Annotated in this window: 20 protein-coding genes; 9 read left to right on the forward strand and 11 right to left on the reverse strand. The window is 47.9% G+C overall.

What is annotated here, in order from left to right:
- Both BUB18_RS20580 and BUB18_RS20585 read left to right on the forward strand, forming a co-directional pair.
- Window positions 1–774 carry a hypothetical protein gene (locus tag BUB18_RS20580; protein WP_073084649.1) on the forward strand — a complete coding sequence of 258 codons (774 nt, stop codon included), beginning with the start codon at window positions 1–3 and terminating at the stop codon, window positions 772–774.
- Window positions 774–1,421: a DUF2306 domain-containing protein gene (locus BUB18_RS20585; protein ID WP_073084651.1), complete on the forward strand. Its 648-nt coding sequence runs from the start codon at window positions 774–776 to the stop codon at window positions 1,419–1,421. Before BUB18_RS20580 ends, BUB18_RS20585 begins: the two co-directional genes overlap by 1 nt.
- Here the strand turns inward: BUB18_RS20585 and BUB18_RS20590 are convergent.
- Entirely contained in the window at window positions 1,407–2,531 is a 1,125-nt protein-coding gene (locus BUB18_RS20590) for a tetratricopeptide repeat protein (RefSeq protein ID WP_073084653.1), read from the reverse strand. The two genes, BUB18_RS20585 and BUB18_RS20590, sit on opposite strands and share 15 nt — an antisense overlap.
- A 138-nt stretch (window positions 2,532–2,669) precedes the next feature.
- Here BUB18_RS20590 and BUB18_RS20595 point away from each other — a divergent pair, with 138 nt between their 5' ends.
- Window positions 2,670–3,149 carry a hypothetical protein gene (locus BUB18_RS20595; protein WP_073084654.1) on the forward strand — a complete coding sequence of 160 codons (480 nt, stop codon included), beginning with the start codon at window positions 2,670–2,672 and terminating at the stop codon, window positions 3,147–3,149.
- Between the two features lie 51 nt (window positions 3,150–3,200).
- On the opposite strand, the gene BUB18_RS20600 is transcribed toward BUB18_RS20595, so the two are convergent.
- On the reverse strand, window positions 3,201–3,833 hold the full coding sequence (locus BUB18_RS20600) for an N-acetyltransferase (RefSeq protein WP_245805709.1): 633 nt from the start codon (window positions 3,831–3,833) through the stop codon (window positions 3,201–3,203).
- A gap of 445 nt (window positions 3,834–4,278) precedes the next feature.
- Complete coding sequence (locus BUB18_RS20605) at window positions 4,279–4,578, reverse strand: YbaB/EbfC family nucleoid-associated protein (protein WP_073084656.1); 300 nt, start codon at window positions 4,576–4,578, stop codon at window positions 4,279–4,281.
- An 80-nt stretch (window positions 4,579–4,658) separates the two neighbouring features.
- On the opposite strand from BUB18_RS20605, the gene BUB18_RS20610 reads away from it, so the two are divergent.
- Window positions 4,659–5,894, forward strand: coding sequence for an NAD(P)/FAD-dependent oxidoreductase (locus BUB18_RS20610; RefSeq protein WP_073084658.1), 1,236 nt, complete (start codon window positions 4,659–4,661; stop codon window positions 5,892–5,894).
- 60 nt (window positions 5,895–5,954) lie between these two features.
- On the opposite strand, the gene BUB18_RS20615 is transcribed toward BUB18_RS20610, so the two are convergent.
- The 4 genes from BUB18_RS20615 to BUB18_RS20630 form a co-directional block, all read right to left on the reverse strand.
- Window positions 5,955–6,275: a Dabb family protein gene (locus tag BUB18_RS20615; protein WP_073084659.1), complete on the reverse strand. Its 321-nt coding sequence runs from the start codon at window positions 6,273–6,275 to the stop codon at window positions 5,955–5,957.
- A 26-nt stretch (window positions 6,276–6,301) separates the two neighbouring features.
- A complete protein-coding gene (locus BUB18_RS20620; protein WP_073084661.1) occupies window positions 6,302–7,501 on the reverse strand; it encodes an FtsX-like permease family protein in 1,200 nt (399 codons plus the stop codon).
- A 12-nt stretch (window positions 7,502–7,513) separates the two neighbouring features.
- The gene (locus BUB18_RS20625) at window positions 7,514–8,164 is read right to left on the reverse strand and encodes an ATP-binding cassette domain-containing protein (RefSeq protein WP_073084663.1); all 651 of its coding nucleotides are present in this window, start codon (window positions 8,162–8,164) and stop codon (window positions 7,514–7,516) included.
- 168 nt (window positions 8,165–8,332) lie between these two features.
- Window positions 8,333–10,144, reverse strand: coding sequence for a hypothetical protein (locus tag BUB18_RS20630; RefSeq protein WP_143160019.1), 1,812 nt, complete (start codon window positions 10,142–10,144; stop codon window positions 8,333–8,335).
- A gap of 265 nt (window positions 10,145–10,409) precedes the next feature.
- On the opposite strand from BUB18_RS20630, the gene BUB18_RS20635 reads away from it, so the two are divergent.
- Window positions 10,410–10,688, forward strand: a complete 279-nt coding sequence (locus BUB18_RS20635) for a YciI family protein (protein ID WP_073084667.1) — start codon at window positions 10,410–10,412, stop codon at window positions 10,686–10,688.
- Window positions 10,689–10,742: 54 nt separating this feature from the next.
- On the opposite strand, the gene BUB18_RS20640 is transcribed toward BUB18_RS20635, so the two are convergent.
- Both BUB18_RS20640 and msrB read right to left on the reverse strand, forming a co-directional pair.
- Complete coding sequence (locus BUB18_RS20640; protein ID WP_073084668.1) at window positions 10,743–11,762, reverse strand: SRPBCC family protein; 1,020 nt, start codon at window positions 11,760–11,762, stop codon at window positions 10,743–10,745.
- 71 nt (window positions 11,763–11,833) lie between these two features.
- Complete coding sequence (gene msrB, locus BUB18_RS20645; RefSeq protein WP_073084671.1) at window positions 11,834–12,316, reverse strand: peptide-methionine (R)-S-oxide reductase MsrB; 483 nt, start codon at window positions 12,314–12,316, stop codon at window positions 11,834–11,836.
- Window positions 12,317–12,589: 273 nt separating this feature from the next.
- Between msrB and mutL the strand changes: the two genes are divergently transcribed.
- The gene (mutL, locus tag BUB18_RS20650; protein WP_073084673.1) at window positions 12,590–14,485 is read left to right on the forward strand and encodes a DNA mismatch repair endonuclease MutL; all 1,896 of its coding nucleotides are present in this window, start codon (window positions 12,590–12,592) and stop codon (window positions 14,483–14,485) included.
- Between the two features lie 318 nt (window positions 14,486–14,803).
- Here mutL and BUB18_RS20655 read toward each other — a convergent pair whose 3' ends face one another.
- Window positions 14,804–16,279 (reverse strand): gluconokinase, encoded by a 1,476-nt coding sequence (locus tag BUB18_RS20655; protein WP_083550374.1) that lies wholly within the window; start codon window positions 16,277–16,279, stop codon window positions 14,804–14,806.
- 56 nt (window positions 16,280–16,335) lie between these two features.
- Here BUB18_RS20655 and BUB18_RS20660 point away from each other — a divergent pair, with 56 nt between their 5' ends.
- Genes BUB18_RS20660 through BUB18_RS20670 form a run of 3 tightly spaced genes read left to right on the forward strand, consistent with a single transcriptional unit; the run spans window position 16,336 to window position 20,262 of the window.
- The gene (locus tag BUB18_RS20660) at window positions 16,336–18,075 is read left to right on the forward strand and encodes a GMC family oxidoreductase (RefSeq protein ID WP_073084675.1); all 1,740 of its coding nucleotides are present in this window, start codon (window positions 16,336–16,338) and stop codon (window positions 18,073–18,075) included.
- A 4-nt stretch (window positions 18,076–18,079) separates the two neighbouring features.
- Window positions 18,080–18,772 (forward strand): gluconate 2-dehydrogenase subunit 3 family protein, encoded by a 693-nt coding sequence (locus tag BUB18_RS20665; RefSeq protein ID WP_073084677.1) that lies wholly within the window; start codon window positions 18,080–18,082, stop codon window positions 18,770–18,772.
- A 47-nt stretch (window positions 18,773–18,819) separates the two neighbouring features.
- Entirely contained in the window at window positions 18,820–20,262 is a 1,443-nt protein-coding gene (locus tag BUB18_RS20670) for a Gfo/Idh/MocA family protein (protein ID WP_073084679.1), read from the forward strand.
- An 86-nt stretch (window positions 20,263–20,348) separates the two neighbouring features.
- Here the strand turns inward: BUB18_RS20670 and BUB18_RS20675 are convergent, their stop codons facing one another.
- Window positions 20,349–22,103, reverse strand: a complete 1,755-nt coding sequence (locus BUB18_RS20675; protein WP_073084681.1) for a RagB/SusD family nutrient uptake outer membrane protein — start codon at window positions 22,101–22,103, stop codon at window positions 20,349–20,351.
- Window positions 22,104–22,105: the final 2 nt, after the last annotated feature.

Consider the following 22,105-nt stretch of genomic DNA (forward strand, 5'->3'; position numbering starts at 1 on the left):
ATGAAAATTTTTACACTCGCTTTTATAAGTGCCTTTCTGCTGCTACAGGCATGTAAATTTACCGGTGATAAAACGGCTGTCACCACCACAGCAGCTGATTCCAGCAGCCAGCCGGCCGATGCCACCAGCATAAAAGGAATATACTCCGGCGACTTTGGCGGCTCCCCTATTTACATTACCATCAATTACGCCAATGGTCACCAGGTGGCCGGCTACAATATCCACAAATCCCTACGCCGCAACCTCAAAGGTGAAATGGTGAAAAACGGCGACCAGTGGCAGCTCACCCTCAACGAACCCGGTGATAACCAGTATGATGGGAAGTTTGAAATCACCCTGAATGCGGAGGATAAAACTGGTAGCGGCAAATGGACACCTAATGATCCCAAAGCCACCACTCCTAAAACGTTCAAGCTGAAACTGATTAATAATGAAGAGGGCAGCTCATACGATGCATCCACCGTTGCCGGTTATTATACCAACATGGATTCCAACAGTGAATTACAGGTAGGAGCCGATGGCTCCGTGGCCATGCTGCTTTACACCAAAATCAATGACAGCACTTACTCCGATCAGGCTATATCTGTTCGTGGCAGCTGGTCGTACGATAAAAACGATTCCACTAAAGTGCTGATCAACTGGATACCCAATGCTTCCTGGCCCGATAAAACCACCCTGTTCAATTTCACAGCTCCGCAGGAAAATCCGGAATCCATTGAAGGTAAGTCCTTGAAAACTGACAGCCTGGTATTCACTGTTTTATTGGCGGGCTAATGTTTACGACCAGGAAATTACTGACGCTTATTGGTGTGCTACTGATTGCATACGGCACCTGGCTCATGATAAAATTGAGCCTGCCCTATACTACGTTCGAGCGTTATACGGATTTCCTGCGCACCAAGCAAATGGCCTGGCATGTAAAGCCCTGGAGGATTAGCTTCTATATACATGTATTTGTAAGCAGTATCGTATTAATTACAGGTTTGTTACAGTTCAGCAGCTACCTGCTTCACCGCTATCCAAGGCTGCACCGTAGTTTAGGCAAAAGCTACGCAGTAGTGGTCCTCTTTATCAGCGGCCCATCCGGGCTGGTAATGGCTTTTTATGCCAACGGCGGCCCCGCAGCTAAAACAAGTTTTGTAATACTTTCAATATTATGGATAGGCGTTACCGTTATGGGATGGAAACGGGCATTACAACGCCGTTGGGAAGATCATCAGCGGTGGATGTTACGCAGCTATGCCCTCACACTATCCGCACTCACCCTACGTTTCTATGTATATCTGATGGGGACATTACATATGCAGCTGCATCCGCGCACTGCATATGTAATGGTATCCTGGCTCAGTTGGACGATCAATATCCTCCTGGCCGAAATTTATATTCAATATAGCAACAAGCGCCGTTTAGCGCAACGCTAAAGGCTCATTGGACTTCTTCACAAAATGACCATCTGCCGCAATGGTATAAAACTCCTTCTTCAGCTCTTTTGATTCCACTTCTTTGTTCTCATCAAACCTGGTTTCTGACACTGGTTTTTCATAGGTAATCTGAAAATCAGTTACGGTGATTTCACCGTTACCATTCACCTCTCCTACCCGGTACGGATCTTCATCCAGCTTTTGGCCACCTACGAACAACTTATCGATCAGCTTTCCCTTATTATCATAGCTCACTAACAGGTAGTAAGGCCATTTATAATCTTCCAGTGCCTTTTCATCCACTGCATAGCAGAGGGTTTTAAAGGAAGTGTCTTTTCTGATCAATCCTACGTAGTAGTACAGCGATCCGGTTTCCCTTTCAAACTTGGCATTTCTCATTTCAGAAACATACCGCTCATAGTCGTATGGAATATCAGTTAACTCTTTGTTGGTGATGAAAGTTTTGTCAAACGTAACAGGTAATTCCATTGGTTTGAAATCGCGCAGAAACATATTCCATTGCAGCTTATCGGCATCACCAATACCGCTAAATGCATCATGTATCCTTCCGTTGAAGCTGTAATAACTCTTACGCACATTTGCCAGGTCAGGGTCTTTCATGATGTTATCCATGTTGGTATAGCCAAACTCGATGGCCGCCACCAAATGTTCGAGGCTTTGGTCGGCGCTGTCACTTTTAGAATAGGCGCAGGCTTTATTATACAGCAGTTTATGCAATGGTTTGTAGTTCAGGGCTTCCGCCATGCTGTAGGCGTCAATGGCTTCCTGGTTCTTTTCTGCATCCAGCAGGGCGTTGCCTAATTCATAGTAAGTTTTTGCCTGTGGTTGCAGGAGGATGGACGCTTTAAACAGGCCAACTCCTTCGAGGTATTGTTTTTTATTGCGGTATACATCCACTGCTTCCAGGAATTTCTTTTCTGCAGCAGTTTTGTTATCGTCGAGCACTTTTGAGGCCAGCTTCACGGAGTCTTCATTATACAGGGCATTTTCGGTGAAGTGGAAATCAGCCGCCAGCTTTTTTTCTTTTGCTGATTTGCCATCACAGGCTGCTAACAGGGCTACCAATGCTATCAATGGTATATGGCGCATAAAACAGGATTTTGAATGTTAAATATAGTGAAGTCTGCCATGCAAAAATTAAATTTCCGCTTATGGAAAATTTCAGGTGCTGCATCTATTTCTTTAATAGCTTGATAAAACTATCCACTCACGAAAAACGCAACCTATATGAACCAATTACATTATCAACCCTTTACAAACGATGATGCCTATATTGTAAAATGTAATCTGGCCTCCAAATACGATGCTATCGTCACCCTGGCAAAGTATTTCCTGCTATTTACGGCATTTGGATTTGGCTTTGTAATTTTGAAGGGAAACCGGAATTCCCCCACTTACTTTTTCTCCGCAATAACGTTGAGTTTTCTTGCATGCTTTGCCTACTTTTGGTTATACACCATCAAAGGTTTGCGCAAAGATCTTCAAAAGCGGCATAAGGTGCAGTTCACCGCCAAAGTGGTGGACAAGAAAAGTTCGCAACAACTGGGCGTTACCTCTCACTATCTTGTAGTGGATGATAATGAGTTTGGCATTAGTAAGGTAGATGTTACTCCTGATATTTTTATGCGCATAGAAACCTCCAGTGTGCTGCGGCTCAGCGTATCCCGTTATTCAGGTACCTTTCTGGAATGTGAGGTAAAAGAATAAGCGGTAGTGCAAATGCACCACCGCTGTCATAGTACTTCCAGGCTGCGAACCTTATGTATAGCAGGGTATTGATGTTTCTCCCGGCGTGAAAAGCATGGCGGTGCATAAGCACCTTTTATGCCCTTGTGACGCCAGCACAGGATAGTTTGCACAACTTTTACAAGCTGTCCAGAATTGAGGGTCTTGTGTTATTTCGGTATAGGTTACAGGCTCAAAACCCAAGCGGCTATTGAGCTTCATCACTGCCAGCCCGGTGGTGATGCTGAATATTTTTGCTTGCGGATATAACTTCCGGCTTAATTCAAATATTTGCTGTTTAATGGCGCTGGCTACTTTCAGTCGCCTGAATGCCGGTGCTACAATTAATCCACTGTTGGATACGAAGCGTGCGTTCTCCCAGGTTTGGATATACGAAAAACCGGCCCATACTCCTGATTTGGTGAAAGCGATGACGGCGTGGCCTTCCAGCATCTTACGCTTGATATCGGCAGGGTCGCGGCGGGAAATTCCCGTACCACGGGCCTTTGCCGAGGATTCCATTTCGGCACATATGGGTAAAGCAAATGCAAGGTCCATGGCGGTGGCACGACGGACGACGACCTCCTCTTCTGCTTCCGGAACGGCTGAAGTAAGTGCCGGTCCATTATGACTCGCATAAGCCGGCACTTCGTATTGGTTTATCATGGTTGTTAAAGTTTATCTGTGCCAGTAAGTAATTAATAACTGGCCAATGGCAGCAAGTGCGATCAGCACTACTGCTATTACTACATATACTGTTTTGGAACCTGGTGCAGGTGGTTTAGGATGTACATGCATACGGATTGTTTTTGGGGGTAGTGCCAAATCCCGTTCCATGCCAGGGAAAAAATGGAGAAGAAACCTGGAAACGCAATGCCATGCGGGCTTTACATCTCCCTAAAAAATAAAACCAGGGAAACTAATTCCCCGGTAGTATATCATTTCAGAAAAGTATTTACAAATTCTGTAGGGTTGTGTATTCGTGTAATACAAAGAAAATGCATTCCAACAGCCTCCGTATAGCGAAAAGGAAAAACTACTTACGCAATAAGGAAAAAGAAAGGGATGTACCCTAAACGAGCACATCCCTTTAAAAATGTCATGCTATCTCTTACAGTAAGCCACCCAGCATACCGCCGGCAGCATTTTTCATTTCTGCTTCCCAGCTGTTTTCAGCAGCTTTCAGGGCTTTGTTGAGGGCAGATATCATCAGGTCTTCCAGTTCTTCCTTTCTTTCCGGTACCAGCAGTTCAGCAGCTACGTCGATGCTTTTCACCTGACGGTTACCATCCACAGCAACTTTCACCGCACCATTGCCAGCTTCCCCTTCCAGGGTTACATTAGCCAGGCGCTCTTTACCTTCTTTCATTTTTTGCTGGATCTGTGACAGCTTACCAAATAAATCGAACATATCTTACTAATTTTTAGGGTTGTAAAGATAAGCTATTACAGTATTCCGTATCTTACCAGCTGGTTATACTATCAGTAAAAATGGAAACAAAAGTTTGTATTATTGGAGCCGGCCCCGGTGGCGCTTGTGCAGCCCTACAGCTGGCTCAGATGGGCATTCCTTCTATCGTGGTGGATAAAGCCGTGTTCCCAAGGGATAAGGTTTGTGGCGATGGACTCAGTGGTAAGGTGCTCACCATACTCGAACGTATTGATAAAGATATGGGTAAACGTCTTCAGCAGGCCGTTTTTAAAATGGACAGCTGGGGCGTGAAATTTGTGGCACCCAACCGCATTGGTATGGACATCCCCTACGCACCTAATTACCAGGAGGATATGTCGAACCCCAGAGGATTTGTGTGCAAGCGCATTGACTTCGATAATTTCCTGGTAGATGAAATGAAAAGACGCCCGGAAATCACGCTGTACGAAGGTACCAGCATCGACAAATACGAACTGTTAAGTGATGGCTACCTGCTTTCCAATAACAGCGGCACTTTCCAGGTTAAAACACAGCTGGTAATAGTGGCCAACGGCGCCCACTCCTCCTTTACCAAAGATGTAGCCGGTATTAAAATGGAACCGGAACATTATGTGGCCGGTATCCGCGCCTATTATAAAGGCATTACAGGCCTGCACAAGGATAACTTTATTGAACTGCACTTCCTCAAGGAAATGCTGCCGGGCTACCTCTGGATATTCCCGCTGCCAAACGGCGAAGCCAATGTGGGCGTGGGTATGCTCAGCAACAATGCCCGCAATAACAAGATCAATCTCAAAAAATTAATGGTGGATACCCTGGCCGCCGACCCGGTAATGAAAGAAAGGTTTGCCAACGCCGAGCTGGTAGGCTCTATCGATGGTTATGGCCTGCCGCTGGGCAGTAAAAAGCGGAAGCTCCATGGGGAACGTTATATGCTGGTAGGCGATGCGGGTTATCTCATTGATCCTTTTACTGGCGAGGGTATCGGTAACGCACTCTATTCAGGCCGTATTGCCGCCCAGAAAGCTGCTGCTGCCATAGCTGCCAACGATTTCTCTGATAAATTCCTGGATGCCTATGATGAAGATGTATACCGCATCCTGGGTCCTGAATTGCAGGTTAGTACGAAGCTGCAAAAACTGATCAAATATCCGTGGCTGTTTAACTGGCTCATGAAAATGGGGTCAAGAAATAAACAGCTGCAAGAGTTGATGTCCTGCATGTTTCATGAGGTGGACCTGCGGAAAAAGCTGGGGAAACCTATGTTTTACGTGAAGCTTCTTTTTAACAGATAACCTCCTGCGGAGGACGGGAACTACGGGAGTGGACGCTGAAGGTGCCCACTCCCGGAAAAACTAAATTGTTTCGGAATCATATATCACCACCTTTTCCCACAGGTGCTTGCAATTATCAATAAAATTCAGGTGAATAGGATGTGATTGGTAGATATCATGGTCTTCCTGATTGTTAAAAACACAGAGCAGGCAGTAGCTGTAGCTCTTGTCAATTACCGGACGGTCGGTGGATGCGGGACTTCCCACATTAAACACCTGGATCTCATCAATTGTCCCCAGAGAACTAACGCCCACTTCAAACTTTCTTACCTCTTCTGCGCTCAGTCCTGGCTTCAGGTAGAAATTTACTACGTGTACAAATTTCTTGTCGTTTGCTTTCATCGTTGGAATATTTAAAATCGGATTAATTACTGATCCTGTAATATGTATTTGCGCACTGTTACCAGGTTTACTATATATACCAGGGAGATGACTACTGCCGCTCCGGCAAAGGTCCAGGCAGCGGGCAGCGGACTCACGGCCATATCGTGCTTAGCCAGCACCACATGGGCCTGGTATTGCAGTACCACCACTATGAGCAGCGATACCACTCCGATAACAATATACAGCGGGATAAACTGCTTCAGCAGGTAACGCTGTAACTGTTTGGGAGCCGTACCCAGTGTAACCAGCAGCTGTATTTCCTTTTTGCAGGAAGCGATGATCAGCTGGATAAACATGCTGAATACCAGCAGGGCAAAGAACAACAGCACTAATCCAAAGAAACCGATAACGGATACAATTGTTTGTACAATCACCCTGGTTTTGCTGAATTTCAGTTTATCCTGGTTGGTCGTGTAGCCATTATCGTTAAGGAACTTCACCAATGCCGGGTTGGATGGGTCTGCGGTTTTGATCACAATTCTGCTGGCGGTGGTGGCGGTGCCGGCTACGCCGTATTTTTCGTTGGCCCAGTCCATAAACGACGCCGGTACCAGGAAGGAAGAAATGCGATCGGAGAACCCAACGATATGCCCGGTATAGGTTTCGGAGATCAGGCCGTTAGAGATGACGATCTGCAGCGGCAGGGCTTTCACGGTTTCCTGTGAAATCTGTGGCAGATCCTGGCTCAGGGAAAAACCAAAGTTATAGAGGTTGAGGAAGTCGTTGGGCAGGATGATGGGAATGACACGGTTGCCAGGCTCCCATTTCCAGTCGTCCTCTTTTACGTCTATAAAGCTGTCCGGAACTGATTCGAAGAACATATCCGTAGCAAAATGCAGTTCCCCCGGGGCCTGCGCTACCACCTTAAATTTACTGGAAGTGATTAACCCGGACGCCTGTACGAAAGGCTGACGGCGGATATTATCTATTTCTTCCTGGGATAGCACCATTTTTTGCGGCTGCCCCATCATGCTGTTGGTAACTTTTTTATTAATAACGAGGAAGTCGGCGGTTTCGTTCTGATTCTTATCACTGTAGAGCAGCTGGTTGAAATCAGAATTAGCCTGTAATGCAATGAGGATCAGCACCATAGCGATGCCCAGTCCCAATGAGGCCATGATGAACCTGCCTTTACCGATCCCGGTTCTTATTATTTTCTTCAGAAGGGCAAAAAAAGCATGCATGTATACATCAGATTAAAGCTGGTACAGCACATTATAGGCAAAGTGCTGATCATCGTCCAGGTCGGTTAATATAAATCCTGCTTTACGCGCGCTGCATTCTTCAGCGATGAGCGCGGCGGCCCGGCGGGTGTTTTCTTCATCGAGGTGGCTGAAGGGTTCGTCCATCAGCAGCCATTCAAAGGGCTGTACGAGGGCTCTTATGATGGCAATGCGCTGCCGCTCGCCGTAGGACAGTGTTTTACTGCTTTGGTGGAGCACATGTGTTACATTCAGCCTGGCAGCCATTTCCTGTACCCGTTCGGGCGTGCAGTAGGGCTGTGGGATCATGACCCGCTTCAGTTCAATATTTTCAAGGGCTGTCAGCTGTTCAAACAGCCGCAGATCCTGGAATATAACGCTGAGCTGCTGCTGGCGCAGGAGTGCAATTTCGTTGCGACCGTAGTCGCTCCACGGCTTTCCGTTTACCAGCACTTTTCCCGTATAGTCGTTCCTGATATTATACAGATAATGCACCAGCGTAGTTTTGCCAGTACCAGACGGGGCTTTGATTTTCACAAAGCTGCCCGGATTAAAAACGATGTTTTCATTCCAGATACCTGATTTCCGTTGGAGGATCTTATCCTTCAGGGGAACAGGCAGGAGTTGATCGAGCTGAATTTGCATGAGGCTAAGATAGTATTTTGGGGCTGCTTTCCCCAGCGTGGGTTGGGAGTAATAGCAGGGGCCGGGCAAAAAGCGAATTATTGCTTTTCATCCGGCCCCTGTCAGCATTTTAGCGCAAAACCCGGAGGGCTTGCTTATGTGGATTCCGCGTTGTGCGCGGCACATTTATTATTGGATAGCAGCAGAATCTACTGGTACCAGGTTGTACAGGCTGTCTTCAGCGGCTTGCTCTCTTTTTCTTTTCTCTTCTTTTGCTTTAGCCACTTTAGCAGCTTCTGTAGCTACTTCCACCAGTTGTACCAGGCTGTTTCTGTTTTGGTCTCTGAAGTTCAGCACTACTTCGCCGCTCTGTACATCACCGCTGATTGGTTTTGCGGAGATGGTGAGGTCTTTCAGCAGGTCTTTCGCTTTAGTGACCACTGCTTTTTCATCTTCACCTACGCTTTCCATAGGCACGGCGCTGGCGAGCTTTTCGAAGTCGAGATAGCCATACAGCATGCTGCCTTTTACTTTACCGTTCACGGCTTCAGGCAGTTTGATTTTGCCTTTACCGCCCAGGTACTGACTCAGCAGAACGGAGTCGGAACCGAGGGTGATGGATTTTTCGGTCAGTGACATGGCTGGCATGGATGCTGCCATTTCAGGAGAAGCCAATACATATTTATCACCTTCTTTAGTGAAGAGGTTAGCCAGCATTGGGGAAGTCATTACTTTATTGAATGCTTCCTTGTTAGCCACTTTCATATTGAAGATCCAGTTAGACTTTGCTTTATCCAGGGTATCGCCTTCGAAGTAAGGGTTAGGTACGCGCTCCATTTTGAAGTCGGAGGAAACGTATACCAGCTGGCCGTCAAAAGCGTTCAGCAGGTCGTCCATGGTGAGGCCGGATTTCTGGGACAGCATCATGTTAACCATACCGTCCATACCAACGGATTTAACGATTTCGCCGATCATGTGGAAATCGAAGGCATAGGCGATGAAACCGGTGATATTTTCACCTGGATATTTTTCCAGCATGTCCATATCGATTTCACGTTTGCCATATTTCTTGAAGATTTCCATCATTTGCTTGCCGGCGTAGCTGTTGGTGTTCATTACCACTTTACCTTTTTCGAAGTTGGCGGTGGCGGTGGTGTAGGAACCTTCCATCAGTTTCTTGAAGTTAGCAGGCAGCATGGTGAGCATGCCACTGTTGTAGGTTGCTTCAGAGTTGAAGAAGAGGCTGATGTCAGCGTTTTCTTTCAGTAATTTTTTGAAAGGCTCCAGGGAACCTGCGGTTTCAGCCTCTTTCAGGTGATAGAGGTGATCTGCTTCGGTGATCAGGATGGCGGCTTCATCAGGCAGTTCAGCAGTTACGTTGGCAACTGGGGTAGCAACCGCTTCTGCAGGTGCCGCAGTATCAGCAGGGTAAGCTTCTACGTCTGCTTCAGTTGCATCTTCCGCCGGCTCACCTACTGCGCCTGGCAGTCCGTTGAGTTTGCTGGTAGGCAGGTGCATCAGGTACAGCACCGTTTTATCGTTCCAGGTAATTAAAGCAGAACTTTTCTTATCCCAGGTATATTTGAAGTCCTTACCAGTTTTTACTTCATATCCTGAAAGGTTGGTTTTCAGGAAGTTCTCGAATTTGGTCACATCTTTTAAGGATGCGGTCGCTTCGATATAGGATTTGTTTTCGTTTACTTGTCCTCTGAAAACAAAAGAAACGAAGAAGTTAGAGGTCAGATCGATACCTGAGTTCTTAGCATCTTCCCATGATTTAGCATCTTTTGCGGAATCACCGGATTGAGCGGCGGCCATCAGTTTGTCCATTGTGAAGCCATTGGTCACCAGCTTTTCGCTCAATTGTTTGGCATTCAGTTCAAATACCAGTCCGGCTTCTTTGGGGATGTATTTGCTCTCTTCAGGTACTTTAGAACAGGCAGACAACATGACCGCGGCTACGCCAGCGGTTAACAACAATTTGGAGATTGTCCTTTTCATAAATGATTAAAATATATTAGATAAAATATGCACAGGATTGAAATAGGTGGTAAGGGGAATCTGGACACATAGTTCGGGCTGCACAAATCTTTGGGACAATTGGACCACATTCCCACTATCGTGGTATTTCATGGTGCCAAAAGTACGTATATTTTTGTAGCATATATGTCTTATTTTTCCCATTCGCTTACAATAATTTCTTAACCGATATAGTTAATACCTTTGTTACTACTATGAAACTGATCACTAAAACCATAGAAAAACCATGTTCCTGATCCTACTACAGTACATCCGTCCGGTGGCGGCTGTCGAGCACTTTATGGAAGCGCATACTGCGTTCCTGCAAAAGTATTTTGAAACAGGTCAATTTATCCTGTCTGGTCGCCGCAAGCCTAAGTCCGGCTCCCTGATATTATGTAAGGCATCCAGCCGAAAGGAAGTGGAAGAGATCATGAAGGAAGATCCTTTAGAGAAATTCCAGCTGGCGCTTTATGAGATCATTGAGTTTGAGCCACAAACCTACGCCTCACTGTGTGAGAAATAGGTCTGCCGTTTTTCCAATTTTTTCCATCCAGGCCAACATTTCGTCTTCTTTTATCTACTGCATAAAGTAAATGACTTTTGTGAGCCATTTGCTACTGTCCTTTTCAGTGCCGGGATCTGTTACATACATTTCTATCATTGGCGGAATTATTTTTTTACCCTTATCATCCGCAAAGTCCATCAGGGCTGCGTGAGCATTAACTATCTTATCGTACGGACCATAATAATCCACATAAAAAGCCTTGGCAGCAGGGAGTTTTATGATGTTGATACCATTTCCCTTAAGCGTACTGCCTTCGGGGACAGGGACTGCTGCGGCCATATCTGTCTGGTGTTTTACAGTATCCCACGTAAAATATAAGCCACTAGGCACGCCAGGCTGCAGTTTTGCAGCCGTAGCGGCCTGGTAAATCTGGTGGAGGTTATTGCTGTAGAACTTCGCGATATCTTTTTGAGGTATCGTTTTACGTATAATGGCAAACGTTGTGGCGGGATAATTCATCTCCTTTACCGTTTCGTTTACCCCGTTGGGAGCGCCCGGGCCGCGTTTATCGGACTCGGATATACTCTTCAGGTTCAGCAATCCCTTTTCAAAATCCGACTGGATGGCACCTTTCATCAGCCAGGTCATGAGGTTTTGCGGGCGATTATAGCGCGCATCAAAGCCCCATACCACCCTGGTTTTCCCATTGGCTTCGGAGAGGTTATAAAAAACATCCGCTTCGGATTGAAATGGTTTTATAAAGGTTATTTTTTGTTGAACCGTTTTATAAGGTTCGAGGGAGAGATGCTGGAGTTTTCCTTCACCGATCTTTTGACCTTTCCAGGAATAAACAGCTCCAACGGTACCATCTTCGCCAATGATGGTGTAGGTAGTGGTAGAATCCATTTGTCGCCAGGTGCTCCATTCGTTGAAGCGTTCGAACTTGATGATGTTATTCCATACAATGCCGGCAGGGGCATTTATTTCTGAAGTGGCTTCCACGTGCAGTTTGGTGGGTGCAATGAAGACCAGTACAAGGAATAAAAAGATTAAAGTTCCAATAATCCAGGCGATCACCTTTAAAGCTTTCATAACTGTAAGGGGTTGATTACTATAAAAATACAGCTTTTTTGGCTAGTAATAACTCCCTGTTTTCAGCCATTTTATTGCTCGTCAGGATTTTGTTGGCGGAATTTTTTGTCGGCTTCCAGGGCCTTTTCGAAGTCAAGTATTACGGAGTTGATACAATATCTCAGGCCTGTTGGCGGTGGCCCGTCATCAAAAACATGTCCGAGGTGCGACCTGCATCTGCCACATAAAACCTCTGTACGATGCATGCCGTGCGTATTGTCCGGCGCATAAATGACACTGTTTTTGTTTACCGGTTGAAAAAAGCTCGGCCAGCCACAACTGCTTTCAAATTTTGCATCCGATATAAATAATGGATTTCCGCATGCTGCGCAATAATAGGTTCCTTCTTCTTTGCTGTTCCAGTACTTTCCGGTAAATGCCCATTCGGTTCCTTTTTCGCGGGCAATGTGATAAACTTCGTCGGGTAATACTTGTTTCCATTCGTCATCTGTCAGGTTAACTTTCCCCGTGTCAGTCCGGGAATAGACATCTGACTTCTTTTTTCCGTCTTGCATGAAATTCTGATTTTCGTCGTTACTGAGTTTAGCTGTTTAGATATTTGATTAACGACTGATTAACACTAAAGTTGCTATGAAATTGTAAAAACTATATTCTCAATATTAAATTTTCATGTATAAAAGTACGTATGAATGAGGTTTATGGATTGTTTAAATACCCAAATCAGGGGGATATTTAACAAAATTCCGGCCTAAATCTTTCAAATACACTGATAATCACGTGTGAGCAATAGGCTATAAATTGTTAACTTAGCGGCAAAAGGCTAGTAAGTGGCGGACATCATCAATTTATTACCAGACAATATAGCGAATCAGATAGCTGCAGGAGAAGTGATTCAAAGACCGGCATCAGCGGTGAAAGAGTTGCTGGAAAATGCAGTGGACGCAGGCGCAACAGAAATCCATCTTATCATAAAAGATGCTGGGAAGGAGTTAGTACAGGTAATCGATAACGGTGGCGGTATGAGTGAAACCGATGCCAGGATGTGCTTTGAACGTCACGCAACTTCTAAGATACAGACCATAGAAGACCTTTTTTCCATCCGTACCATGGGTTTCCGCGGGGAAGCACTCGCCTCCATCGCCGCAGTAGCCCAGGTAGAACTAAAAACCAGGAAAAGAGGAACCGATATCGGCTCTTACATAGAGATAGATAACAGCGTAGTTAGAGTTCAGGAGCCATGCCAGACAGCAGAAGGTACCTCCATCGCCATGAAGAATCTCTTCTTCAACGTGCCTGCACGCCGTAACTTCCTGAAATCCAATGCCGCGGAAATGCGCCATATCGTGGATGAATTCATCCGCGTAGCCATGGCATTTCCTCAGCTGCAATTCACCCTCACCAGCAATAATCAGCAACTTTTCCATCTCGACAAGGGCTCGCTCAAACAGCGCATCATCGCTATCCTGGGCCAGCACTACAACGCCCGCGTGGTAAACGTGAAGGAAAGTACCGATTATATGAACGTGTACGGATTTGTTGGAAAACCTGAAACCGCCAAGAAAACCCGCGGCGACCAGTTCTTCTTCGTTAATAACCGGTTTATTAAAAGCCATTACCTGCACCATGCAGTAATGAACGCTTTTGCAGATATTATCCCGGCAGACAGCTACCCGCTGTATGTCCTCTTCATCGACGTGAATCCTGAACACGTGGATATCAACGTCCACCCTACCAAACAGGAAATTAAGTTCGATGATGAGAAAGTAATGTACGCCTTTGTACAGGCTGCCGTAAAGCACGCCCTGGCACAATTTAGCGTTACTCCTACGCTCGATTTTGACCTGGACCCAAGCATCCAGGCCCTCGACGCAGTTAGCAAACCATTTACGGAACAGCAACGCACAGAGTCGACCCACAGCCCGTTGTACAAGTCGTTTAGCCAGGCCCACCAGGCCCACGTGATCGACCGCAGCAACAGTAACCTGAAAAACTGGAAAGACCTGTACCAGCCTGCTGCCGAAAATGAATCCTACACCACCGCCTACTCCGAAGATCCGGAGCCGGAAACCCGCACCGCCGTTACCTACGAGAGCGCGCAGCCCGCGGCTACCGCTTCCGCCATCGATGAGCGCTGGCAGGAGACATCCAAAGACCTGAAAGTACCCGTACAGGTACATCAGCAATATGTGCTGTCGCAGATCAAATCAGGCTTTATCCTGATCGATCAGCACGCCGCCCACGAACGTATCCTCTATGAGCGCTATCAGCGCGCCCTGCAGGAAGCTCCTGTGGCCACCCAGCAAAGCCTGTTCCCCCAAACCCTGCAACTGCCACCGGCAGATGCAGCCATCGTAACGGAAATGTTACCGGAACTGCAGGCACTGGGCTACGACCTGGAACCCTTCGGCAACCACACCTTCGTTGTGCGCGGTACCCCCGCGGATATCCAGACAGGCAACGACCAGGCTACCATCGAAGGCCTCCTGGAACAGTTTAAACACTTCTCCCACGAGCTCAAAGTAAACAGGCGTGAACACCTCATCCGCTCCATGGCACGTAACAACGCCATCCCTGCCGGAAAAGTGCTCTCCGCCCGCGAAATGCAGAATATCATCGATGAGTTATTTGCCTGCACCATGCCGAATGTGGCCCCTGGCGGCAAGTTTACGTTTATCTCATTTAAACTGACCGACCTGGCGCGGATGTTTGAAAGAAATCAGTAATATCTACTTATAACATAAAAATCGGCTGACTAAATTCGATTTAGTCAGCCGATTTTCTTTTGTGTGGTTGCCAATGACACCTTCGGTGTCATTGGGGAGGGGCAGGCGCTGCGCGCCGGCGGCCAGCCTAATGGCTAATGCGGATAGTGACAGTATAGCCATGTGCATTGGAGTACTGGCAGCCCCGGCAGCCTAGCCTAATTGCCAAGGCTGGACACTGACATTATGGTTATGTGCATTGAGCGCTGCCAGCCAGGCAACTGACTGCTGCCAGCCGCACGCAGCGCAGAACTACCAGCAAAACCGAAGGTTTTGCATCTATACCCGAAGTAGTTGATATAAAGATGTAAACCGTTCATATTGCTGTTGATAGTGATTCGCATGAGTGCCATCCGGCACAAACACCTGTTGCTCACCTTCTCCCCCATTCGCCAACGGTATGCCCAGTGTGGCTGCCGCCAGTTTAATCGCTCCCAGGGCCGAGGCATCCGGGCGGTTATCCAATGTCATCTCCTTACCAAAAATATCCGCCATCAGCTGAATCCAGCCATGGGACTGGGTAAACCCTCCGCTCACGGATATTTTTCGTATAGGCCCCGCCGTTTCCTCCAATGCCTTGGTAATACTTAACAAGGCATAGCTAATGCCCTCCATCACCGCGCGGGTAAAGTGTTCCGCTCCATGGTGCGGCCTGATACCGATAAAGGAGGCCGAGGCCCCGCTGTCCCAGATGGGCGCCCTTTCTCCCAATAAATAAGGTAAACAAATCAGCGCGTCCGGAGGCAATGCCAGTGCCGCCGGCAGCAACTCCTCCAATGGAATAGTCCCCCGCAGGAAGTCCTTCACCAGCCATTGCAGCAATACCCCACCATTATTGCTCGCCCCTCCGCTCACGTACACCTGATCGGTAAGCAAATAGGTGAATAGGCGCTGCTGCTGGTCCGTGGCCACTTCCGGAATAGCCATCCGCACGGCGCCACTGGTACCGATGGTGAGTGTAGCATGGCCAGCATCCAGCGCATCACTGCCCAGCTGCGCCAGGCAACCATCGCTGCCTCCTATTACAAAAGGTGTATCCGCCGGAATCCCCAGCTCCTCCGCCACCGCAGGCTTCAATCCGCGGATGATATAGTTGGCAGGCACCGGCACCGGCAGCTGCTCCTCCCCGATGCCGGCTGTAGCCAGGGCCGTGGCGTTCCATTGGTAAGTACGTATGTCGAAAAGCCCCGTAGCAGAAGCTATGCTATGATCTATCAGGTTTTGCCCAAACAGCTCGCGTATCACATATTCCTTTATCCCCAGGAAGATAGCGGCCTTCCCGAAAATCTCCGGCGCTTCCTCCCGTAGCCAGATGAGCTTACTCAAGGGCGACATCGCATGCACCGGCGTACCGGTACGATGGTATATCTCCTCTCCTAAAGCAGATGCACGCAGCGTTTCAGCGTAATGCTGGCTGCGGTTATCCGCCCAGATGATCAGAGGGGTAAGCGGGTTTCCGGCGCCGTCCAGCGGCATCAGGCTGTGCATTGCACTGCTGAAGCAAATGCCCGCCGGCGCATATCCTTGCTGCTGCACAATTTGACGGATACCATCCTTCACCGCCCGCAATATAATCGCAGGGTTTTGCTCACTAAATCCAGGCTGCGGATGAGTGGTGGAATATGCCTGCTGAAAACTACATTTCACCAAACCATCAATTCCCAGCGAAATCGATTTAGTACTGCTGGTCCCGATATCTGAACCGATAATATAGTCCATGTGATCGCTCATAAAAAAACCTTCTCTTTTACGCATTTAATTTATAGATTTAAAACCTGTGATCCATAAATAAGTCTAAATTTTCCACGCAAATGGCTTTTGAAATTAAAAAAACAGGAAAGGTCTACGATGTTTGTATCGTTGGTTCCGGTGCCGGAGGCGGCATGGCAGCCAAGATACTTTCTGACGCAGGCCTGAAAATCGCGCTCCTGGAAGCTGGTCCAAAATATGATCCTGCGGACCCGGATCAGATGACCCAACTGAAATGGCCGTATGAATCACCACGCAGAGGAGCCAGCACCACACGTCCTTTCGGGGACTTCGATGCAGCCTATGGCGGATGGGAAATCAACGGCGAACCTTATACGAAAAAGAACGGGACCGAATTTGACTGGTTCCGATCCCGTATGCTGGGGGGGCGTACCAACCACTGGGGACGTATATCACTCCGATTTGGTCCGCGCGACTTCAAACATAGAAGCTATGACGGCCTCGGCGACGACTGGCCTATTTCTTATGAAGAGGTGGCCCCGTATTACGACCGCGTAGATAAAATGATCGGCGTATTCGGCACAAAGGAAAACCTGCCGAATGAACCGGACGGCTACTTCCTGCCGCCACCAAAACCAAGGCTGCACGAGCTGATGATTAAAAAAGCCGCAGGCAACCTGGGAATCCCGGTAATTCCTGCGCGACTCTCCATCCTCACCCGCCCGGTAAACAAGGAACGCAGCCCATGCTTCTATTGCAGCCAGTGTAACCGTGGATGCTCCGTGTATGGCGACTTCTCCTCTTCCTCTGTACTGGTAAAACCAGCCATGAAAAGTGGTCACGTAGACCTGTATACGAACGCTATGGCCCGCGAAGTGCTGACAGACAGCTCCGGCAAAGCTACCGGCGTGCTCTATGTGGATAAAACTGACCTCCAGGAATATTCCGTTAACGCAAAAGTGATCATCCTCGCAGCCAGCGCCTGCGAATCAGCCAGGCTGTTGCTCAATTCCAAATCAGCCAAGTTCCCGAACGGACTTGCCAATGGCAGCGGCGTAGTAGGTAAATATCTGCACGACTCCACCGGCGCCTCCCGCAGTGCCTTCCTGCCACAGCTGATGGACCGTAAGCGTTATAATGAAGATGGTACCGGTGGTATGCACCTGTACATTCCATGGTGGGGCGATAATAAAAAACTCGACTTCCCACGCGGCTACCACGTAGAATTTGGTGGTGGTATGCATATGCCGGGCTATGGCTTCGGCTTTGGCATGGAACGCATGAACGGTAAATATCCGGGTAAAGACGGTGCTACAAAAGCCGCTGGTGGCTATGGTGCAGGCCTGAAAGACGACTACCGCCGCTTCTTCGGTGCCCAGGTGGGCTTTGCTGGTCGCGGTGAATGTATCGCCCGCGAAGAAAACTACTGCGAAATTGATCCAAACGTGGTGGATAAATGGGGTATTCCCGTATTGCGCTTCAACTACACCTGGACTGACCATGAGATCAAGCAGGCCAAACACATGCAGGATACCTTTGAACAGATTATTCACGAAATGGGCGGCGTAGCCAATGGTACCAAACCAGGCGCTGACACCATGTACGGCCTCGAAAATCCTGGCCGCATCATCCACGAGGTAGGTACTACCCGCATGGGCGATGACCCGCGAAAATCTGTATTAAATAAATTCAACCAGGCCCACGAATGTAAAAACCTGTTCGTTGTAGATGGTGGCTCGTTTGTATCCCAGGCAGATAAAAACCCTACCTGGACCATCCTCGCCCTTTCCATCCGCGCATCTGAATATGTAGTGGACCAACTGAAAAAACAAAACATCTAAAACTATGGATAGAAGAAAATCCCTTAAAGCACTTGCGCTGGGAACTTTATCTGTAAGTGCCCTGCTGTCTACCACCGGATGTGATGATAAGAAAACAGATGCAGCAAAAGATAGCGACAAGGCCAGCACCCCGGGGTATGGCCGTACAGACGATGAAAAACTGCGCGATAAGCAATTGAACGCCGAACCATACTTCACCGATCCGGAAATGAAAACCATCGCCGTACTGGCCGATATCATCATTCCGGCTGATGAACACTCCGGCAGCGCCACAGAAGCAGGCGTACCTGAATTCATCGGCTTTATCGTAAAAGATAAACCGGAACTGCAGCTGCCTATGCGCGGCGGCCTCCGCTGGCTGGATGTACAGTCCGCCAAGCGTGTTAATAAATCGTTTACAGAATCAACCCCTGAAGAAAGGTTAGCAATTGTTGACGATATTGCATATCCTGAAAAAGCAAAACCCGAAATGAGTCAGGGTGTTGCCTTCTTCAACCTGATGCGTAATCTTACCGCCACCGGGTTTTTTACCAGCAAAATAGGTATCAAAGACCTCGGATACGTCGGTAATACTCCTAACGAATGGAACGGGGTACCTGATGATGTGCTAAAGCAATATGGATTGGCCTATGACGAGAAAACCCTCGCGGAATGCCTGAAGATAGAGGACAGGACCAAGATTATGACATGGGACTAACCCGGAAAGTGTTGCTATTATTCATAATTTAACTAATCATTCCATTTATGCCAGAAAAAAAGAATGAGGGAAGCCATGTATCCCGCAGATCATTTCTCCGCAACGGAGCGCTCGCTGCCGCCGGTTTCATGATCGTTCCACGTCATGTTCTTGGTAGAGGATATGTTGCTCCCAGCGACAGACTCCGCGTAGCTGCCGTAGGTGTTGGCGGTAAGGGCTTCAGCGATATTACCGGTTTTGCAGAAGGTCCTGCTGATATTAATTTCCTCTGCGACGTAGATACGCGCCGCGCCGCAGACGCAGTGAAAAGATTCCCTAAAGCGAAGTTCTATACTGACTTCAGGGAAATGTTTGAGAAAGAACACAAGAACTTTGATGCAGTATCTGTATCCACACCTGACCACCAGCACGCAGTAGCAGCCATGGGCGCTATGCAGCTCGGTAAACATGTGTATGTACAGAAACCGCTCACACACGATATTTTCGAAGCCCGTAAACTAACGGAAGCGGCTAAACGCTATAAGGTAGTAACCCAAATGGGCAACCAAGGCGCTTCCGGTGATGGCGTACGCCAGCTGATGGAATGGTACAACGCCGGCGTTATCGGAGATGTACACACGGTGTACGTTTGGACCGACCGCCCGGTATGGCCGCAAGGCATTCAGTGGCCTAAATCTTCCGCTCCCGTTCCTTCAGAACTGAACTGGGACCTGTGGTTAGGTACAGCTCCTAAAAAGGATTATGTGGAAGGTTTGGTGCCATTTAACTGGCGCGGATGGTGGGATTACGGTACCGGCGCCCTGGGCGACATGGGCTGCCACCTGATCGAACCTCCTTTCCGCGTACTGGGACTGGGTTACCCAACTTCCGTGGAAGCCAGCGTTGGTAGCGTATATGTGGACGAATTCAAACGTGGATATTTCCCTGAAAGCTGCCCTCCTTCTTCCCACGTGATCATGAAGTTCCCTACCAAAAAAGGTAAGGAAATCACCATGCACTGGATGGATGGCGGTATTCAGCCGGAACGCCCTGAAGAACTGGGCCCTAACGAAATGATGGGCGACGGTGGTAATGGCGTCATCTTCATCGGTACCAAAGGTAAAATGATGTGTGGCACCTACGGTAAAGATCCTAAACTGCTGCCTACTTCCCGTCAGGTGAAAGTAGCACAAACGATTGCACGTGTACCAGAAGGACACTACGTGCAGTGGGTAAATGCTGCTATTGCCGGCTTCGACAGCGCCAAGGCAAAAGCACTTAGCTCTCCGTTTGATATTGCAGGCCCGCTCACTGAAAGTATCCTCATGGGTAACCTCGCTATCAGAAGCTACGACGTGCGCGAAGCCAAACCTGATAACAAAGGATTCAACTACCCAGGCCGTTACATCAAACTGCTGTGGGATGGTCCTAACATGAGAATCACCAACTTTGACCCGGCTAACCAGTTCGTTAAAAGAACGTACCGCGACGGCTGGTCACTCGGCGTGTAATCATATTTTCTTATTAAAAAACCCCACCGCAGCTGCGGTGGGGTTTTTTAATAAGCAGATGGCCGAAGGCCATCACCCTAATGACACTAATACAGTGGATTCTGCTTCAGCTTATCTGTTTTCCTTAACTCTGATGAAGGAATCGGCACAAAATAATTCTGCTTGTTAAAAGTCCTTTCCTGCATGGTAAACACCGTGTATTTAAACGGATGCCCCGCCACAAAAGAACCTCTTACGTCAATGCCTTTCGCATCATCGCTCATTACGGTTTCTGCATCCATCCAACGACGCAGGTCAAAGAAACGATGCTCTTCATATGCGAGTTCATAACGTCTCTCATATTTATAAACTGACCACAATGCTTCCCCATCAAGGGTTGTAGCCGGCATACCAGCCCTGGTACGAATCATATTGGTATACGTACGTGCATCACCGTAGTTCTTGAGCAACAGGGAAGCCTCCGCACGATTCAGCAATACTTCCGCATAACGGAACCAAATCCAGCTCTGGTCGCCATTAAGGAACTGCGCATCCAGGTTGATGTCCATGAATTTGCGCATGTAATAACCGGAGAAGGTACCGTTCCAGTTTTCGATGGTACTGTTTCTGGTATCGAGCCCCCACACGCTGTCTTTACCAGCGGCGTTTTCATACCGGCCTGTTTGTATAATACCCACCGGGTCTGTTTGACGGGCATCTGCCGGCCTGGTTTTCCATTTGGCGCCATCATAGAGGATGGTGGCGTAAAAGCGCGGATCACGGTTAGCATAAGGATGCGCGGCCATGTTCGCATCGCCCCAGGAAAACGCACTGCCATCCGCCATCTGATAACCACTTACAAAGTTTTCAATCGGTACATTGCCACCCCAGTTATGATAACCGTTAGGCCCATTGTACTTATCATGACTGGTACCCAGCAGTGATTTATCGTAGAGCTTTACGAAAATCAATTCAGAGTTGCCCTTGTCAAGGAATACACGACCATAATCAGTCGTACCATTTCCAGTTGGTTTATAGAGAGAAAAAAGCCCGGAGTTGATCACGCTATCGGCAGCAGCCAGTGCTCTCGCGGCAAAGTCGGCAGTCATATCCGTCGCGTTTTTCGTCAGATCAGTCATTTCCGGTATGCCAGGTGCATTGTATAACTTGCTGGCAGCATACAGCAACATGCGCGATTTGAGGGCATAAGCCGCATACTTGGTTACCCTGCCTTTATTATCAATTTCTTCATAACTGTTAGGCAGGTACTTGGCAGCACTGTCACACTGCGCCGCAACAAAGTTTACGCAATCTGTAAACTTAGCACGCTCCACAGATGAAAAGTCGCTGTTTTCACCATTGAGGTTAAAGGTGTAGGTAATCAGTGGCACGCCACCAAAATACTTCACCAGCATGTGATAATACCAGCCACGCATAAAGTACACCTCTCCGGTGAGGCGGTTAATCACACTCTGGTTGATACCTTTTACGTCTTTAATTTTTTCCAGGAACATGTTACAGTTCCGGATGGTTTTGTAAAACTGTCCCCAGGTGGCAAATTCACTCAGTCGCCCGATATCATCAGGAGTCATGTTTCCCTGCACCACACGGGAAGTATTATAATCATGGATAAAGCGGCTTTCGTCGCTCATTGAACCCAGCATCACCTCATTAAAGCCCGGGCGCATCTGCACGTACAGGTCATTTACAAATGCCTGTATCAGCCCCTGGTCTTTCCATACATCACTTTCCTCAAATTCGGTCAGTGGCTTCTTTTCAAGGAAATCTTTATTACAGGAAAAAGAAGTTACTGCCAACACCGCCAGTCCACATATATATCTGAATAATTGCAGTTTTTTCATAC

This window comes from Chitinophaga jiangningensis, from assembly GCF_900142605.1.
GTDB classification, from domain to species: Bacteria; Bacteroidota; Bacteroidia; order Chitinophagales; family Chitinophagaceae; genus Chitinophaga; species Chitinophaga jiangningensis.